25 protein-coding genes are annotated in these 17,278 nt (G+C 38.8%); 17 read left to right on the forward strand and 8 right to left on the reverse strand.

The genetic code is table 11. The annotated features are described in order from the left end of the window. Positions 1-19 precede the first annotated feature (19 nt). Positions 20-1,387, reverse strand: a complete 1,368-nt coding sequence (locus tag GH754_RS05905) for a LysM peptidoglycan-binding domain-containing protein (protein WP_153727815.1) — start codon at positions 1,385-1,387, stop codon at positions 20-22. Positions 1,388-1,604: 217 nt separating this feature from the next. Between GH754_RS05905 and GH754_RS05910 the strand changes: the two genes are divergently transcribed. Genes GH754_RS05910 through GH754_RS05930 form a run of 5 tightly spaced genes read left to right on the forward strand, consistent with a single transcriptional unit; the run spans position 1,605 to position 3,351 of the window. After that, on the forward strand, positions 1,605-1,970 hold the full coding sequence (locus GH754_RS05910; protein ID WP_153727816.1) for a CidA/LrgA family protein: 366 nt from the start codon (positions 1,605-1,607) through the stop codon (positions 1,968-1,970). Beyond that, positions 1,967-2,662 (forward strand): LrgB family protein, encoded by a 696-nt coding sequence (locus tag GH754_RS05915; RefSeq protein ID WP_153727817.1) that lies wholly within the window; start codon positions 1,967-1,969, stop codon positions 2,660-2,662. Before GH754_RS05910 ends, GH754_RS05915 begins: the two co-directional genes overlap by 4 nt. Then, entirely contained in the window at positions 2,659-2,823 is a 165-nt protein-coding gene (locus GH754_RS05920; RefSeq protein ID WP_153727818.1) for a hypothetical protein, read from the forward strand. The genes GH754_RS05915 and GH754_RS05920 overlap by 4 nt, the downstream gene beginning before the upstream one ends. Positions 2,824-2,839: 16 nt before the next feature. After that, entirely contained in the window at positions 2,840-3,004 is a 165-nt protein-coding gene (locus tag GH754_RS05925) for a Fur-regulated basic protein FbpA (protein WP_153727819.1), read from the forward strand. Positions 3,005-3,045: 41 nt separating this feature from the next. Then, a complete protein-coding gene (locus GH754_RS05930) occupies positions 3,046-3,351 on the forward strand; it encodes a MerR family transcriptional regulator (protein WP_153727820.1) in 306 nt (101 codons plus the stop codon). A gap of 614 nt (positions 3,352-3,965) precedes the next feature. Here the strand turns inward: GH754_RS05930 and GH754_RS05935 are convergent. Beyond that, the gene (locus GH754_RS05935; RefSeq protein WP_153727821.1) at positions 3,966-4,115 is read right to left on the reverse strand and encodes a hypothetical protein; all 150 of its coding nucleotides are present in this window, start codon (positions 4,113-4,115) and stop codon (positions 3,966-3,968) included. Positions 4,116-4,424: 309 nt separating this feature from the next. Between GH754_RS05935 and GH754_RS05940 the strand changes: the two genes are divergently transcribed. The 5 genes from GH754_RS05940 (at position 4,425) to GH754_RS05960 (ending at position 8,300) form a co-directional block, all read left to right on the forward strand. After that, entirely contained in the window at positions 4,425-4,847 is a 423-nt protein-coding gene (locus tag GH754_RS05940; RefSeq protein ID WP_153727822.1) for a DUF1801 domain-containing protein, read from the forward strand. A 158-nt stretch (positions 4,848-5,005) separates the two neighbouring features. After that, on the forward strand, positions 5,006-5,923 hold the full coding sequence (locus GH754_RS05945; protein ID WP_228550155.1) for an ABC transporter ATP-binding protein: 918 nt from the start codon (positions 5,006-5,008) through the stop codon (positions 5,921-5,923). Next, complete coding sequence (locus GH754_RS05950; RefSeq protein ID WP_153727824.1) at positions 5,916-6,695, forward strand: ABC transporter permease; 780 nt, start codon at positions 5,916-5,918, stop codon at positions 6,693-6,695. Before GH754_RS05945 ends, GH754_RS05950 begins: the two co-directional genes overlap by 8 nt. Positions 6,696-6,706: 11 nt before the next feature. Further along, positions 6,707-7,372 carry a response regulator transcription factor gene (locus GH754_RS05955; RefSeq protein WP_153727825.1) on the forward strand — a complete coding sequence of 222 codons (666 nt, stop codon included), beginning with the start codon at positions 6,707-6,709 and terminating at the stop codon, positions 7,370-7,372. A gap of 19 nt (positions 7,373-7,391) precedes the next feature. Further along, positions 7,392-8,300, forward strand: a complete 909-nt coding sequence (locus GH754_RS05960; protein WP_153728085.1) for a sensor histidine kinase — start codon at positions 7,392-7,394, stop codon at positions 8,298-8,300. Here GH754_RS05960 and GH754_RS19405 read toward each other — a convergent pair. Continuing rightward, complete coding sequence (locus GH754_RS19405) at positions 8,297-8,467, reverse strand: hypothetical protein (RefSeq protein WP_194841297.1); 171 nt, start codon at positions 8,465-8,467, stop codon at positions 8,297-8,299. The two genes, GH754_RS05960 and GH754_RS19405, sit on opposite strands and share 4 nt — an antisense overlap. A gap of 123 nt (positions 8,468-8,590) precedes the next feature. On the opposite strand from GH754_RS19405, the gene GH754_RS05965 reads away from it, so the two are divergent. The 4 genes from GH754_RS05965 to GH754_RS05980 all read left to right on the forward strand — a co-directional run bounded on the left by GH754_RS05965 (position 8,591) and on the right by GH754_RS05980 (position 11,033). Beyond that, the gene (locus GH754_RS05965; protein WP_153727826.1) at positions 8,591-9,397 is read left to right on the forward strand and encodes a carbon-nitrogen hydrolase family protein; all 807 of its coding nucleotides are present in this window, start codon (positions 8,591-8,593) and stop codon (positions 9,395-9,397) included. 18 nt (positions 9,398-9,415) lie between these two features. Then, complete coding sequence (locus GH754_RS05970) at positions 9,416-9,961, forward strand: GNAT family N-acetyltransferase (protein ID WP_153727827.1); 546 nt, start codon at positions 9,416-9,418, stop codon at positions 9,959-9,961. A gap of 87 nt (positions 9,962-10,048) precedes the next feature. Beyond that, positions 10,049-10,258, forward strand: coding sequence for a hypothetical protein (locus GH754_RS05975; RefSeq protein WP_153727828.1), 210 nt, complete (start codon positions 10,049-10,051; stop codon positions 10,256-10,258). A gap of 397 nt (positions 10,259-10,655) precedes the next feature. Beyond that, positions 10,656-11,033, forward strand: a complete 378-nt coding sequence (locus GH754_RS05980) for a hypothetical protein (protein WP_153727829.1) — start codon at positions 10,656-10,658, stop codon at positions 11,031-11,033. Between the two features lie 222 nt (positions 11,034-11,255). On the opposite strand, the gene GH754_RS05985 is transcribed toward GH754_RS05980, so the two are convergent. The 3 genes from GH754_RS05985 to GH754_RS05995 are packed head-to-tail and all read right to left on the reverse strand — an operon-like array spanning position 11,256 to position 14,335. After that, on the reverse strand, positions 11,256-12,857 hold the full coding sequence (locus GH754_RS05985) for an ABC transporter permease (RefSeq protein ID WP_153727830.1): 1,602 nt from the start codon (positions 12,855-12,857) through the stop codon (positions 11,256-11,258). Continuing rightward, a complete protein-coding gene (locus tag GH754_RS05990; RefSeq protein WP_153727831.1) occupies positions 12,850-13,758 on the reverse strand; it encodes an ABC transporter ATP-binding protein in 909 nt (302 codons plus the stop codon). Before GH754_RS05990 ends, GH754_RS05985 begins: the two co-directional genes overlap by 8 nt. Positions 13,759-13,771: 13 nt before the next feature. Next, a complete protein-coding gene (locus GH754_RS05995) occupies positions 13,772-14,335 on the reverse strand; it encodes a TetR/AcrR family transcriptional regulator (RefSeq protein WP_153727832.1) in 564 nt (187 codons plus the stop codon). A 215-nt stretch (positions 14,336-14,550) separates the two neighbouring features. Here GH754_RS05995 and GH754_RS06000 point away from each other — a divergent pair, with 215 nt between their 5' ends. Continuing rightward, the gene (locus GH754_RS06000) at positions 14,551-14,985 is read left to right on the forward strand and encodes a hypothetical protein (RefSeq protein ID WP_153727833.1); all 435 of its coding nucleotides are present in this window, start codon (positions 14,551-14,553) and stop codon (positions 14,983-14,985) included. A gap of 15 nt (positions 14,986-15,000) precedes the next feature. Here the strand turns inward: GH754_RS06000 and GH754_RS06005 are convergent, their stop codons facing one another. Then, positions 15,001-15,813 (reverse strand): serine/threonine protein kinase, encoded by an 813-nt coding sequence (locus tag GH754_RS06005; protein ID WP_153727834.1) that lies wholly within the window; start codon positions 15,811-15,813, stop codon positions 15,001-15,003. A gap of 2 nt (positions 15,814-15,815) precedes the next feature. Next, complete coding sequence (locus GH754_RS19410; protein WP_194841298.1) at positions 15,816-15,986, reverse strand: hypothetical protein; 171 nt, start codon at positions 15,984-15,986, stop codon at positions 15,816-15,818. Between the two features lie 225 nt (positions 15,987-16,211). On the opposite strand from GH754_RS19410, the gene GH754_RS06010 reads away from it, so the two are divergent. Both GH754_RS06010 and GH754_RS06015 read left to right on the forward strand, forming a co-directional pair. Further along, positions 16,212-16,778 (forward strand): GNAT family N-acetyltransferase, encoded by a 567-nt coding sequence (locus GH754_RS06010; protein ID WP_153727835.1) that lies wholly within the window; start codon positions 16,212-16,214, stop codon positions 16,776-16,778. A 148-nt stretch (positions 16,779-16,926) separates the two neighbouring features. Continuing rightward, a complete protein-coding gene (locus tag GH754_RS06015; protein ID WP_153727836.1) occupies positions 16,927-17,277 on the forward strand; it encodes a DUF2200 domain-containing protein in 351 nt (116 codons plus the stop codon). The last annotated feature ends 1 nt before the right edge of the window (position 17,278 follow it).

Raw genomic sequence — 17,278 nt, forward strand, 5'->3', positions numbered from 1 at the left:
TGCAGGTCTGTCTTCTGCTCTAAAAAGCAAATGTATGGTTACCGATTACAGTTGAAACGGTACGGCTTCTTAGATAGGAGCTTGATGTTTTATCAGGATTATAAAAAAATAATGCTCCATTGGTTGGATCCTCACCATTCAGTGCCCGTTTTGCCGCTTCAATATTTTGAGCATTCGGATTGGCATTGTGTATGGCGCCCGTTTCCGCAGGTGTAAACTGGTAATAACCATAACTTTTTTCAAACAAAACATCCTTGACATTGTTAGGGAATTCAGGACTTTTTACTCGATTCATAATCACAGCTCCAATGGCAATTTGCCCCTGTAATGATTCACCTCTACCCTCACTGTAAATCATCTTCGAAAGCCACTCGACATCTTCCTGATTCACAGTTGATTGTTGTTCTTTCAGAGGAGGTGGTGTTGGAGTGGACGTCACGCCAGTAGGTATAGATAGTGTTTGTCCGACTGTTATTTGGTTCGATGACAATTGATTGGCTTTCTTTAGCGCATCCACACTTGTTCCATGGCGAGCGGCAATACTATACAAAGTTTCTCCAGATGCTACTGTATACGTATTCGTTTTAGTTTGAGTAGAAGGAGCAGCCGTATTGCCAGAAGGAATGGTTAACATTTGTCCAACTATTATCTGATTTGACGATAAATTATTGGTATTTTTGATTGCATCCACAGACGTTCCGTGGCGAGCAGCAATACTGTAGAGTGTATCACCAGAACTAACCTGATATGTGGTTTCATTTGTTTGAGTAGGGGCTGACGTGTTACCAGAAGGGATGGAAAGTGTTTGCCCGACTTTTAGAAAATTTGAAGACAAGTTGTTAGCCTGCTTAATGGCGTCAACAGTCGTGCCGTTTCGCGTGGCAATACTATAAAGTGTATCTCCAGATGCTACTTTATAAGTATTGCCTTTGGTTTGAGTCGTTGGAGCAGCCGTATTGCCAGAAGGAATGATTAACGTCTGTCCTATTTCAATATGATTGGACCACAACTGATTGGCCCTCTTGATTGCATCCACAGACGTACCGTTACGATCCGCAATACTATAAAGTGTATCCCCAGTTGTTACAGTGTAAGATGTAGACGCAGCTTGTGTAATTTCAGCAGCTGATGCCTGATTGGCTGGGATTGCACTTAGCCCCAAGGTAGACACTAGCATTGCACCAGCCATAATTTTAACAGTTTTAACCTTTAAGGAAGGGAACATTCTTTTCACAAAGCTAACGGCTTCCTTATTCACATCCTCCTCTTCCATCTTGGAAACAGTCCCGAGCTCCTTAGAAAATTCCGTTAAATTTTCGTCAAGATATAAGGTAACCTCAATTCCGTCTTCTGTTTCATTTATTTTGTAATGAGTAAATGGTTCCATAATCTCACCATCCTTACCCATTACTATCCCCAGAGAGTTTATTTTTACAATTTTTTAAAACACTTTTCTCTTCACATGTTATGATCATGTAAGAAATTCTTTCAATATATTATCTGATTGCAATAACGCATGTTAGATTTTCTAACAAAAATAATGACATCGTTAAAATTTTCCACTAAGATTATCTTAAGAATATAAAAAGAGGGAGGATAATTGCTTGAAATTAAGTTGGTTCCCGCAGCTTATCATTATCGGAGGATTTTTACTACTTGGTTATGGGGTTTGTGCTGTTTTTCATATTCCGTTACCAGGTAGTGTAGTCGGGATGATTATACTGTTTGTTTTCCTATTAACAGGCCTTATTAAATTGGAATGGGTTGAAAATTTCTCTTCCTTCCAGTTACGTCATCTCACTTTATTGTTTATCCCACCTATTGTGAGCTTATTTTTATCCTCCACCTTTTTAAACATCCTACATTGGAATGTATTCATGATATTAATTCTAAGTAGTGTCTGTTGCTTATTAGGGTCTGCTTTTGCAGTTGAATGGTATGAAAAATGGAAAAGGAGGCAGATAAAATGATAACGTTACTTGGAACTGTTTTTTTCTGTGTATTAATTACATTACTAAGCTACTTCATCGGCTTAAAACTGTATCGAAAGTATCCAAAAGACTGGCTAAATCCGCTATACACATCTTCAGTTCTTCTTATTATCTTACTACTTGTCACCCACGTTAATGGTGATACCTATCAAGAAGGAAGCTTTATATTTAATCTGCTATTACAACTAGCCATAGTCTCATTAGCTGTCCCTTTGTTTAAACAATGGTCATTACTCAAAAAGCATTATAAAAAAATATGTATTGGTGTCATATGCGGTACAGGTCTTGGACTGACAGCAGTTTCCGTAATGTCCTATGTTTTTCACCTAAATGAACAACTTACTGCATCATTAATTCCCCGGTCCGTCACCTTACCTATCGCGATAACTATATCAAGTGACTTAGGAGGAATTACAACAACAACAGTCTTTTTTGTCATTGTTTCAGCGCTTATTTCATTAATAATTGGTCCGAAATTATTAAAACGTGCAGGCATAAAAAGTAAATCTGCGAAAGGCTTGGCAATGGGTACTTCAGCACAAATGCTCGGTGCGAACCGTTCTTTAAGCTGGGGTGAGGAAGAAGGGGCAATGGGCAGTGTGGCCATGACAACATCAGCTCTCTTCTTATCCATATCTGTACCAATAATAGCCACGGTGTTAAATCTATGAGAATGAAGGAAGTAGAACAAGTGAACAGGAAAGAAGTTATCCAACTAGTTAAGGAGATCATTGAATTAGACATAAGACGAGATGAACTATATGAAAAATTAATGACAATAATGGGATCGGACGCCTATGAAGTATTACGGTTTTATCAAAATTATAAATAACCGTGGAGGTGTACAGATGAGAAATCATCTTCGTGAGGCTGTTGATAGTATGAAAAAGTATTACATTCAAAAGCTCATTGATGCTGGGGTTTATTCAAAGGCAGATCCCGAATTGTATACCATTACTTTAACGGAACTTGAAATGATAGTAAACAATATTGAAGACCCGAAATCGACCTAAACAAATAGAATGAGTACGAAAAGAATGAGGAGGAGAGGGGTTTGACTTCATCTTATAAGGAGAAAAAAGTCATTGGAATCGGGATTGTTCATGAACTTACGGGATTATCAGAACGTAAAATTCGCTATTATGAAGAACGAGAATTAATTTTTCCTGCAAGAACAGCGAAAGGGACGAGAAAGTATTCCTTCTCTGACGTGGAAATGCTGATGGAAATAGCGAGCATGCGTGAAGAAGGCGTACAGACAACCGAAATTAAACAGGATATGAATAAAGCGCAAAAGCGTAAAATACGAGATCACATGAGGCGTGGGCAGTTGAATGCTCAATTTAATATGCGGAAGTAGTGGTTTGTAAAGGGGGGGTTTATGCTGAAGTATGTACTCACACTTTGTAAAAGCTAAAAAAATCAAATAAAAGCTGAAGAAAACTCTCTAAATGCTTATGAATAGTCCGCAAAAGCTAAAGCAGCACTTAAATACTAAGTTAAGATTAGATCCGCTGAAAAAGCAAAGGAGAATGCTGAATAAAGTATTGGTGATGCTAAAAAAGTCACCCAAAATGCTGAAGCCTGTACTTGCACTTGTAAAAGCTAAAAAAATCAAATAAAAGCTGAAGAAAACTCCCTAAATGCTGATGAATAGTCTGCAAAAGCTGAAGCAGCACTTAAATGCTAAAGTGAAGATTAGATCCGCTGAAAAAGCGAAGGAGAATGCTGAATAAAGCGGTGGAGATGCTAAAGAAGTCACCCAAAATGCTGAAACCTACACTCGCACTAATAAAAGCTAAAGCTGCCCCTAAAAATGATAAAGCCCGCCTCCCATGTAAAAGCTAAGCACCTACCCAAATACTCCACCCCACACCAAGTCACCATATCCCACCCAAGCTCAATCAAAAAGGCCTATTGCATATGCAATAGGCCTAAATTAACTTAAATTCATCAGATTGTAAGCAATAATGTTTAGCGTTTACCAAAAGCAAGGACTGGTTCTTGCTCTTTTTTGTTCATAGCTGCTTTTTTCTTTCTTCGATTTGAAAGATTTTCTACTGTAGATAAGACAAAAAAAGTAGTTAAAACAGTTACTGACAGAATGTATAGAGATGTTACCATTCTCCATCCACTCCTTTCCTTCCAAGTATTAAATTTTCTTCATTTATTATTAAATCCAACTATATAATAGCAAATTTTACGAAAAAGTAAAGTTAAAAATGAAATTCTTTTAAAAACTTTTATATTCTTGAATATATTGTGTCATTCTCCGAAAATAACGTATGCTTTATGACCTTTTGGTGTGTCAAAATTAACGTATACTATTGACTCATTTTGAACTCCTCTGTTGCATTCTTAGGTTGACACAGTAATAATGAAAAAATACAGAAAAAATGTAAAAAATATGAAGTGTCTAAAGGAGGTTGGTTCATGTACGAATTGAAAACAAAACAGAACGATAACAGTGTGATTGAGTTTATTGAAAATGTGGATAGTCCGAAGAAGCGGGAGGATGCCTTTAAGCTACTGGATATTTTTACTGAAACGACGGGCTATGAGGCCAAAATGTGGGGCCCAAGCATCATTGGATTTGGTTCTTATCATTATAAGTACAAATCTGGCCACGAAGGTGATGCACCTCTAGTAGGATTTTCTCCTCGGAAAGCTAAAATCAGTCTTTATTTCGCTCCTGGTGATAAGGCTCAAGACGAACAATTGAAGGATTTCGGCAAGCATACGACAGGAAAAGCTTGTGTATACATAAATAAGATTGCCGATATTGATGTGGGTGTATTGAAGGCGTTGATCAATCAATCAGTAAAATTTTTACGTAAAACATACCCAGAACAATAAGAAAACGCGGATACACGTAGTAGTTCAGTGTTGTTTGATACCATCATTGAGCTGCTTTTTTTGTGCTAAAATCTTTATACTTTCTTTAGACTTTTTTAGTCTAAATTTTTATATTTGCTCTTTATACTAAGTTTATCAACGACGAAAGGATGACGATGATGTCAGAGACAATACTAAAAGCCGTCAATGTTTCAAAAATATATGGCAAATCAAAAGCGCTCGATAAAGTATCCCTCGAAATTAAACGAGGGATGATTTACGGTTTAATTGGCGAGAACGGCGCAGGGAAATCGACTTTTATGCGCACAGTCATGGGATTGATCACGGTCGATGAGGGGAACATTGAGCTGTTTGGTGAAACGGGTATTAAAGGGTTGCAGAAAGGACGAAGAAGAATGGGGCAATCCATTGAGACACCAGCACTTTATCCAGATTTAACTGCACGGGAGAATTTGCGTGTTCAGGCGGCAAACGGTGGGGTGAGTGATCGAGAAATAGATGATTTACTTCAATTAATGAATCTGGGTCATACAGGTAAAAAGAAGGCTAAGAACTTCTCCTTGGGTATGCGACAGCGTTTAGCGATTGCTTCAACACTTATAACCAATCCTGAGTTTTTAATTTTAGATGAACCGACGAATGGTCTTGACCCATCCGGAATTGTGGAAATGCGAGAAATCATTCATCGCTTGGTGACAGAGCGTGGAATCACTGTTTTACTTTCAAGTCACTTGCTTGATGAACTCTCACAGGTGGCTACCCATTATGCGATTTTGCATGATGGACAACTCATTCGTGAACTTTCAAAGGAGGAGTTGGCACGTGAGACTCGTCAATATATTGAATTGGAAACAACTGAGGTTCAGAAGGCAGTGGCGGTTTTAGATGAATTGGGAATAAAGGATTATGAAGTTATTAGTGGGAGTAAAATTCATATTTACGAAAGTCTTGATGACGTTTCCTCAATCAATCGCTCGTTAGTGTTAGCGAACTTGAAGGTATCCCGAATCGGAACAACTAGACAAAAACTAGAGGATTATTTCTTACAATTAACAGGAGGAACCAGCGATGCTTAACCTTTTAACAGCGGAAAGAATCAAATTATCACGAAGTAAAAAACTAATGGTTGTATTAGGCATATTTATCTTACTGCCAATATTTCAAGCTATAAATACGAAACTTAATGTCGAAAATGGAAAGGAACTCAATCAAGTCGTTGATACTGTCATTAATGGAGCAACAGGAATTATGATGATTGATAAAAACGCCCTGACCATTTTTCTCGTATTGTGTTCCTTTGTCAGTTTCTTTATTGGAGAAGAATTTCAAAACGGAACCATACGAAATGCCTTGTCACTAGGTCGAAGCCGCACACATTACTATCTAACTAAGTTCGTGATTGCTGGACTTGTTACTCTCGTTGGAACGATCATCATGACTGCCCTTGGTATGGTCAGCTTTTCTATCATTTTTGGTTTTGGTGAGGTTGCGGATATTAACCATTACTATCTTTATTCACTCAAAACGTTTGGTACCCTTTATTTATTAATACTGGCAAACGTGTCAGTCTATGTCATGATTGGCTTTTTGACTAAGAATAGTGGAGTTGCACTTATTTGGAGTTTTCTTTATACGATTGCAACAGGTTTTCTTCCGGATATTTTCAGGCATACGAAACATTTTCAGCAAGTTACAGATTGGTTTACGGAAACCTTCTTGTTCTATTACAATTTTGCAACCCCAGCCCATATTGCAAAATTTCCTGATATGGTCATGGTCAGTCTTATCACAATCGTGTTATCATCAACTTTAGGAATCATTTCATTTAAACGAACAGATATAAAGTAGGTCGGATAAAGATGGCTACAATATTAATTATGGAAGATGATCAAGATATTCATTCCCTTCTTAAGGAATCATTAGATTTGCGAGGATTTGATACCTTAAGTGCATATTCCGGGACTGAAGGGAAATTGCTACTTGAACACAACCAGGTAGATTTAATTCTCTTAGATTTGATGCTTCCAGGCATGAATGGAGAGGAATTCCTTTTAGACATTCGGCATAGCTCATCAATTCCTGTGATTGTCATTACGGCAAAAAACGATCAAAATCTGAAAGTGGAACTTTTGACAAATGGGGCAGATGATTATATTACCAAACCGTTTGATGTGAAGGAGCTCCTAGCACGAATTGATATTCAATTACGTCACGTTACCAAGTCATCAATTAACAAAAAACAAGAGATACATTACAAGGATATCAGCGTAAATCTGGACACACGTGAGGTAAAGAGTAATAATCAAACGCTTCATCTTACGGGACGGGAATACGAAATTCTTCTCCTCTTTTTAGAGAATCCGCAAAAGGTTTATAGTCGCGCCAATATTTACGAAAGTGTTTGGAAAGAGCCATTTTTCCAGAACGATCAAACGGTAAACATGCACATAAGTAATTTACGAAATAAACTAGCTAACCCGAACTACATTAAAACGGTTTGGGGTATAGGATTTAAATTTGATTAACTAAGGGAGCGTGAATGTGATGTGGGGATGGATATTTGCCTTTGTAGCATTGGCGCTTCTTTTTTATCTTTTCTTTTTAAAGCGTGAACTGCGCAAATTACAACATGAAATGAAGGAACTTCCGATTCGCGCAAGCTATGGATATCGGTTGTCCCTTGATTTTCGTGAGCGGACATTGATGGATATAGTCGATGAATTGAATCAAATGGTTGATGCTTTTGAAGGTAAAAATCGACAAGCGAAACAAATGGAAGAGAATGTAAGGTTGTTCATTACGGGGCTCTCACATGATTTACGGACACCTCTTACATCGATCAAAGGGTATGTGCAACTACTCGAGGAGGTATCCGATGAGAGAAAAAGGGCACATTACATAAAGATTATCGAACGTTCAGTTACTCGTCTTCTTGAAATGACAGACCAATTTTACGATCTAGCGCGGATCGAAACGAATCAAAAAGAACTACAGCTATCTTCATTTTCGCTCTCCAATTTAGTCGAAGATATATTTCTATCTTTTTATGAACAATTTGAGGAGCAAAATATAGAACTTCACTTTCCTGAACATGGAAGGGAGTCGCAAATTATTGCGGATGAGTTCATGCTCACGCGTGTTATTCAAAATATCATTCAAAATATCCTTCGCTATGCAAAAAGTAAAGCGGTTATTAGCTATGAGCATAGCGATACAGATTTGATTTTCAGCGTGAAAAATGATGTTAAATCCCATAGTAAGGTTGCCATAGAAAAAGTGTTTTTGCGTTTTTATACAGAAGACAAAAATAGGACGAACACTGAGGCCAGTGGGCTGGGTCTTTATTTGTCCAAAAAGCTAGTGGAGAAAATGAATGGAAAAATGGATGCAGAACTGGATGAAGACTGGTTTGTTCTTCACATCCATCTTCCCCTTAATAGAGCTCAAGCTTAGGATTGCTCGTACTTATCATGCTTCCAAGTGGTTTCTTCACCACTGACAGGACATACGGGGAATGTGTCATTTTCATTAAATTCTGCTTTTTTGCCGGATTGACATATATACTCCCCGGATGCAGGCACTCCTTGTCCTGTTCGATATTCGCGGTAATCTTCTTCCATGTCTACACCTCCATCATAAATTCCCCGTTTATCTTTTCCCAAAATGTTAAGCTCAATCCAAAGTACAGCAGATAGTTATGTTAAAATAATCCAGAGAGTGTGTGTTTTTGAGGGGGAAGAGGGATGAAAATTGCAGGAATGCAGTTAGCCATTGAAAACGTCCATACGAAACAAACCCAGATTCAACATATGCAACGGATTAAAAAGCTTGCTGAACAATTCTATGAGCTACAGGATGGTTTTGATTTCCTCGTTTTACCAGAATTATCGACTATTAGCTATGGTGATCAAAGCTTTCAAAATCTAGCTGAGCTTACCAACTCAAATGATAGTATCGTTCATCAAACATTTCAGGAGTTATCTCAAAAGTTAAACTGTGCCATTTGTTATGGCTATCCTTATGAGAAGGATGGGAGCTATTATATTCGGCAAACGGTGCTTTCACATGAAGGAGAAGAACTTGTTCATTATGATAAAATTCATATCGCGCAGTTTGAGGCTTCATCGGAAAAAAACTACTTTTCGAGAGGGAATTCCCTTACGACGTTTGAGTTAAATGGTTGGAAGTTTGGCATGATCATCTGTTACGATATTCGTTTTCCAGAGATGATTCGAACGCTTGCTCTGAAGGAAAAGGTAGATGTCATCGTACATCCTGTCGCCTTTTTCAAGGACCAGTCGTTTCCTAGTTGGCATTCCTTTGTGGTGACAAGGGCGCTAGAAAATCAAGTTTATTTCTTAAGTTTAAATCAAGCGGGTAAGCATTTTGGGAATTCGATTTTTTGCCCGCCTTGGGTTGATTTTAATCAGGATCCAACTATATATGGCGAAGATGAGACACTCAAAACGTTTACGTTGGAACATTCTTTAATCGAGTCGGTAAGAAAGCATTATCCGTTACGTGACGATAAGTTAGCGGAATATAAATAAAGGGAGAGTCGAACAAGCATGTATCAAGATGGAGATGTTGTGATTAGACCTGTCATAGAGGACGACTTACTTATATTATGGGAGTTAATTTATAAAGAAGAATCACCTGAATGGAAAAAGTGGGACGCACCTTATTTCGAATTGCTCCACGTTCCATACAAGGAATTTCTGAATCAAAGAGATAAATGGGTTCAGGCTGAGGATCGCTGGGTTGTGGAAGTGAACGGGGAAGTGGTTGGAACCGTGAGTTACTATTGGGAGCATAAGCCTTCTCGTTGGCTAGAAATGGGGATTGGCATATACAACCCGTATTATTGGAGTGGAGGTTATGGTACGAAGGCTTTTCGTATGTGGATCAACCACTTATTTATCAACCTGCCGTTAGTCCGTGTGGGGTATACCACCTGGTCCGGGAATGAGCGAATGATGAAGGTAGGCGAAAAGCTCGGCATGAAGCTTGAGGGGAGAATGAGAAAATGTCGCTACTACAATGGCAAATATTACGATTCCATACGTATGGGATTACTGCGTGAAGAATGGGAATCAAACCCGGTATTTGACTGAAGCGGGTCGGGGGGACAGGTCCCTTGTCCCGCTTTAGGGGGGTGCTGGCTGAAGATGGCTGATTAAATGCTGAAGAGTTAAGTGCAAATGCTGAAGTACGGGGGAGATGCTGAAGGAGAGCGGGTTTTTGCTGAAGATGTGGAGGGGGATGCTGAAGTTTGGGATTGTTATGCTGAAGTAGGGGGAGCAAATGCTGAACCCCTGGGTCCAGACATTGTAAGCTGGCGAAAAGCTGAAGATGAAAGGTTAAATGCTGAAGAATCAATTGTAAATCCTAAAGAACGCACGATATGCTGAAGAGGACCGTGTTTAGGCTAAAAAAGTAGAAAAAAATGCTAGAGTACAAGATTGATTTGCTAAAGAAAGCGAGTCAAATGCTGAACCCCGGTTTCAACGCACGAGTCGAAGGGAAGACTCCCATTACATATAGGAAAAATTCAAATGATATTTTCCAGATTGATGTTATCAACAAAGGTTCAAAGAGCAGCCATTACATCATAAAGAAAAATAATAATAGGTGGGGGGATAGGGCGTGTAATTCCTCATTCAATATCAGTGGGAGATTTTTATAACGGCTGAAGTATTGTCGCTTTTGTCTTTATTATTGTTTGGCCTCTTTCGGTATTTCTTCGGTCGAAAAAAATTCAGTATATTCTTTATTATTGCTTTTTTAGTCTTGCTCGGATTAGAAGGTTTGCTAGGTATATGGATTTATCAGGTGACGAATGAGATTTCTACGTTTCAGATCATTCTAGTCATTTTTGTTTTATATGCGTGTACATTTGGTATTTTTGATTTTTTGAAGCTAGATCGGTGGATGCGTACAAAGATTGGGCAATGGCGTGGTGTGGAGCTTTTAACTGATAAGGATTATCGGATTATGGAGCGTGCCAAGGATCCAAAATATATTGCTAGAAAATATCGGTATAGTGCTATGATTCATCTGATTATTTTTGTGACTGTACAATCTATCTTTTGGATGTATGGAACGGATAGTTTTGATGAAATGCTTACCTACTTAACGGACTTTTCCTGGATTGAAGCTGGGGATCTGAAAGCTGAAGATACCTAGTTAAAAGCTGAAGAACCAAGTGCAAATACTAAAGCATGCTGCAAATGCTAAAGCAGTACGTGTTTTTGCTGAAGCAGCGAGAGAAAGTGCTAGAGTTCAAGCCTGTTATGCTAAAGATAGATAACCAAATGCTGAACCGACACCCCACGCCCCGCACTTAACTAGATTCAACATAAATACCAAGAACCGGGTGGGACAAGGAACCTGTCCCCCCCGGACCACTTAGTTCTGTAAATCACGTTTGTTGAATCCAATGAATCCTAGTATGATGATTCCGACAGCTATGATACTTAGTACAAACAATGGCATGAAGGCTGCGTCTTCGATTGGTAGCTGTGGGATATGGCCGAATGGTGACAGCTGGCCGACCCAGTCTGGAAATTGGAACATATTGCCTAGATAGAGCACGAAGAATGAGTAGATAAAGTAAAGCCAAACCAAATGCGTCATTCTTGGTAAAAATCCATTAAGGAGGATCGCGATACCAATCATGGCAACCATCGCTGGAAAGTATACGATAGCGGCACTATAAATCATGCCGAATTCAAGTCCTTCCTCCATAACAGAGGTCCCTGCTGACCATAAGCCAAGTGCACTTAAGGAGATCATCACAAAGGCATTGATCACAGCTAGAACAAAATATGATCCCATTAGCTTTGTTCGAGAAACTGCTCGTGTTAGGATATGCTCTAGACGTTCCTTTTTCTCTTCTCCACGTAGTTTATTCATGGCAATGACAGGTGGGATGGTGGCAATCAGGGCAATTACAATCATAAGAGTAGGTATAAATTGTTCGACTAACGAGGCTCCTTCAGCTTGAACCAACATTTGCTCATACATTTCATTATCACCAAAGAACGTTTCGAAATCACCAAATATAGATCCATAGGACGCCCCCAATACAAATAAACCGATAGCCCAGGAGATAAAGCCTGTTCGCTGAAGGCGGAATGCCAGGCCAAATGGGCTTTGTAAAAATCGAGAGGCATACTTTTTACCTGGTTTGGATGCGATAAATCCCTGACCTAAATCCCGGATACTATTTAAATAATTGGATACAACCATTAAAATAATAGAAACAGCAAGCATCAATAATACCGGAAGCCATTGATTTGACGAGTAGATTTCTGCTTTTGATACCCAGCCTAAAGGGGATAGCCAGGATAAGGACTCATTGCTTACATCAGTAATAGCACGAAGTAAATAAGCAATGAGTAGAACCGCGGTGGACCATCCAATTGTGCCTCGGGAACTTTCAGAGAGTTGAGCAAAAACCGCTGTCACTCCTGCAAAAACTAGCCCCGTTCCACCTAACGTAGCACCATAAAGCAAGGAGCCCTCTAAATCTAAGCTTTCAATACCAAGGGCATATAACCCGAAGCCTGTAAAAAGGGCTAAGCCAATAAATGTTGCGCTCGTCACTACTAATGATGCATTTAAATACGAGAGTCGGCCAGAGGGCAGGGCACGAATCATTTCAATTCGGCCATCCTCTTCATCTGCTCTGGTGTGACGAGCCATGAGTAAAATAGCCATAATCCCGACAATGACAGCGGTCATCAGCACCATTTGATGGGCAGTCATGGCGCCTGTTGTGTAATGGTTCAAATCTCCAGGGCCAAACATTGCCGTCATAGCAGGATTGGCCATGGTTTCGGTTATCGCATCTCTTTCCGCCTGTGTTTTATATAAATTGTCAAAAGCAGGGGGAATGATAATCGTAAAAATCACTAACCCGATTAACCATAGGGCAATCCGGATGCGGTCAAGCCGAAAAATAAACCGAGCGAGCCGACCTGTGTTTGCGAGCACTTGATCAGCCATTAGTGGTCACCCCCTGTTTTTCATTACCCTCATAATGACGCATAAACAAATCCTCTAAGGTTGGGGGTGCACTTTCCAACTTCAGAATCCCAAATTGACTAACATGTTTGATGACATTGTCGAGCTCTTCCGTATCTACTTGAAAGGTTAAGCCATTCTCTGTTTCTTCTATATCATGAACTCCATTGAACTCCTCTAATGCTGTGATGGATTGTTTAGTATCCACAAGAATATGCGTACGCGTGAGGTGCCGCATTTCATTTAGGGAGCCGGATTCGATGATTTGACCTTGTCGAATAATGCCAACTCGATCACACAGCTTTTCTACTTCTGATAGAATGTGACTGGAAAGTAGAACACTCTTGCCTTGGCTTTTCACATCCATAACACATTCCTGAAATACGCGTTCCATTAACGGATCCAGTCCTGATGTTGGTTCATCTAAAACATACAAATCAGCATCAGACGAAAAGGCTGCGACTAACGCGACTTTTTGGCGATTACCTTTCGAATAAGTCCGGCATTTTTTGGTTGGGTCTAAATCAAACTTTTTGATTAATTCTTCTCGTTTATGGTTGTTATTCCCTCCACGTAGTTTTACAAATAAGTCAATCACCTCGCCACCTGTTAAATTAGGCCACAAATTCACATCACCAGGCACATAGGCGAGATGCTTATGAATATCCACTGCCTCATCCCAGGCATCCTTACCAAAGACCTTCACCTGACCCTCAGTTGCCTTCAAAATTCCAAGTAAAACGCGAATGGTCGTCGATTTACCAGCCCCGTTCGGACCAATAAAGCCAAATACTTCACCCTTTTTCACATCAAAATTCACATCGTATAGGGCGTTGAACTTTCCAAACGTTTTGGTTAAATGCTTGACTTCCAATACACTCATTTTCGTATCCCCCTTATTTGTAAAAACTACGCTTTAAGATTTCTGCATAACTTTCCCAATCTCTTAATTGTTTCTCTCCAACCTCATCAAATGGTTTGATTTCACTTCTTGCTTTTTCCCCAAATCCTACCATCGTCCATGTCAGAATATCCATCGCTTTTTGGACATCGATATCCTCACGAAACTTGGAGTAATCAATGTTCTCATAAATCTTGGTCAATCCCTCTTTAAAGACCACATTATACTTTTGATCAATTACATCCTTAACTTCTTCTGAATCCTCATGAATGAGATAGGTGAGAAAATCAAAAATATGGGGTGACTGTTTCTGAATCTGTAGCTTTACCAATCCAACATTGCCAAGTCGTTTAAAAAGATCCCTTTCTGTAAAGTCGATGCGTTCATAAACTTTGTCAATAATTTGATAGGCATAATCAACCAGATATAAATATAAATCCTTCTTGTTTTGAAAATAGTTAAATAACGATCCTTTGGAAATCTCTGCTTCTTTTACCATTTCGTTAGTTGACGCTTTATCAAATCCGTTTTTCAAAAATTCTTTGAGTGCTGCATTCATAATACGTTCCTGTTTCTCTCTACTGAGGCTTTTAAACTTTGAGTGAATCGCCTTTTACCTCCTTCATGGAGTGAAGTGACCATTGTGGTCAACTCCAATGTATCAAAATTGACCGCATTGGTCAATGTTAATTTTGTTAATTTTTTCTTACCGGTTTTGTTTCATAACGAATAAGGTCAGATGATGATTGGGACATTAATACAGAGGTGAGATATATGAAAAGAATAATTACCATACTTACACTTGCAAGTTTTCTGGTGTTCCCCACCCAAATCAGTGCAAAATCTGACGTAGACTGCCCGAATGTCGAGCATTTAGAAAAGACTACCGTAAAAGATAAGGATGAATTAGTAGAAGCACTAGAGAAAATTGTTCCATCTACATATGGGAAGGGGGACTATGGTAATTACTACTCTGAATGGGAGGTCATCACAGCTGCCCCATTCCCGAATATTGTTGGAAATAAAAAAGATGAGGCATATTATGGAATGGCGAAAAATTTTTGTGGTGAAGAGGTAGCGAATCAGTCCTGGCTAGTCAGATTGCATTTTCCGAGATGGGAAGGGAAAAGTGCTAGCGCATCAGAAGGTCAAATTTTTCTAGCCAAGAGTCAAGAAGATGGATGGTTTGTTTGGTTTAGGTATCATTAAGTCCAAAGACAAGGCTTAGAGATTACTTTTCTCTAAGCCTTGTTCATGCTCAACCTTCAAATAGTTGTCAACGTCGCCAATAACCTCATCAACGGAAGAATAAGGGGAATTTAGCTGGAGGAGCCTTTTGATCATATAGGTAGCATGTTTAGAAAGAGTCAACTCATCCAACCAACTATCCCTTTTTCGACTGTTTTCATCAGGTTCAAAATTAGAATAGAGTAAAAAAAGGGCAAAGTGACCCAAAGCAAAAAAGTCGCTTTCAACACGAATATTTCGAAATGGATTTTTTCTCATTTGTCTAGTCGACTTTTCGTGTAAGTACTTGGCTAGACCAAAATCAATGACAGAAATTTGTCCATCCCGATATATAATGTTCGGAATGCGTAAATCTAAGTGAACGATGTTTTGATAATGAATGGTTTTTACTATATCTAGGATGCGCCGTAATATCGAAAAGACTTCTTGTTCTTGATACACATACTCATCTTCAAAAATCAGCTGCTCAAAAGTTTTTCCTGCCTTGTACTCCATCACAAGAAATGTAGATTTTTCAATTTTAAATTCATCCATTAATCTTGGAATGGAGGGATGATTAAATTGCTTTAAAATCTCCGCTTCTTTTGTAAAGGTTCGTAATCCTCTTTTCCCCTTACGTTTTCGATTCTGCTTAAGGACCACCTGTTGCTCACCGATTAAATCCCAGGCTAAATAACTAATGCCGTAGCTGCCCTTACCGAGAAGCGATTCAATTTGGTACCGAGCATGAACAGTATGACCAATGGGGATTTCTTTTTCTAATAAATCGTGAACATACGAAAGAAACATAATTAGCTACTATATGATCCAAAAAAGCCACTGGATTTATGTTTTCTTTTGTAGTGATGGTGGCCGTATTTTGATGGATATTTCCCATATTTTCTTCTTTTGTAGCCGCTACTGGAATAACGACGATGACTCATATTTTTCTTTACCATTTGCTTTACAATTTTCTTAAACAATACGTATTCCTCCCTCTCCTTTAGTTATACTATACTACGATTAAAGTGGGGGATTAGTTTCAAAGTTTTTAGGTAGGTCACCAGGATTATTCTGTTTTATATCGAACTAATTTAATATGGATAAATTACATAAAAAGGTGTGATGTCTTATGGCAGAGAAACTAAATCCCGATTACAAAGTAGGTCTTGTCTTTTGGAAAAAGTCTATTCAGAGGAGATGTCACATTGAAAGAAGAAGGATCATTTGAAATTACTTCAGAAACAGAAAGATTAGTAATAAGACCTTTAAAGAAAGCTGATTATAAAAATTGGCTCAACGAATTTGAAAACCGTTATCCATCTCAACATCGACACGATAAAGGGAGAATGGATATGAGTCAATGCACAGAGGAGTGGTTTCATAATCTAGTAGATAAACATCAAGAATTAGCACTTACCGATACCGCTCACGTGTTTGGTGTATTTAGAAAAGAGGATGGTACACATTTAGGTATGGTTGATTTTTCAACCTTAGCAAGAGATGAGTTCCAGTGGGGTAGAATAGGATACTCCATCCACAATCAATATTGGAGAAATGGTTATGGTGAAGAAGCTGTAAATGAAGCGCTTAATATGGCTTTTCATCATTTGAAATTTCATCGTATAGAGGCTCATATCAATTTAGATAATCCTGCTTCAATAAATCTAGCTGAGAATGTTGGAATGAAATATGAATGTACAAGAAAAGGGTTTATTTATGAATTTGGGGGATGGACAGATAATTTAATTTATTATAAAAATTCGATTGACTAACTTCTACAGATTAGGCGATTGTTCACTTAGAACAGTCGCTTTTTCACTTGGGAAGGCAAGAGTGGAACTAAGTATATTTGATTCATAACATGTAGAATGGTAAAAAGAGATTATCGAGTGAACTGTTCAGTACAAGGGAGGATATAACATGGCCAAACATAAAATTTATTCAATGAGTGTCGCAAAAGTCTACCCCCATTATGTTACGAAGGCGGAGAAAAAAGGACGCACAAAAGCGGAAGTCGACGAAATCATCCGATGGCTGACAGGGTATAGCCAGGAGGAGTTAGAGGCACATTTGGAAAAAGAGACTGACTTTGAGAACTTCTTTGCAGAAGCTCCCCAATTGAATCCTTCGCGCACTTTAATCAAAGGGGTGATCTGTGGTGTCCGGGTGGAAGACATCGAGGAACCAATTATGCAGGAAATTCGCTATTTGGATAAGCTGATTGATGAGCTAGCAAAGGGTAAAGCGATGGAGAAGATTTTGCGTACATAAT

It is taken from the genome of Salinibacillus xinjiangensis, assembly GCF_009649735.1.
Classification (GTDB): Bacteria; Bacillota; Bacilli; order Bacillales; family Alkalibacillaceae; genus Salinibacillus; species Salinibacillus xinjiangensis.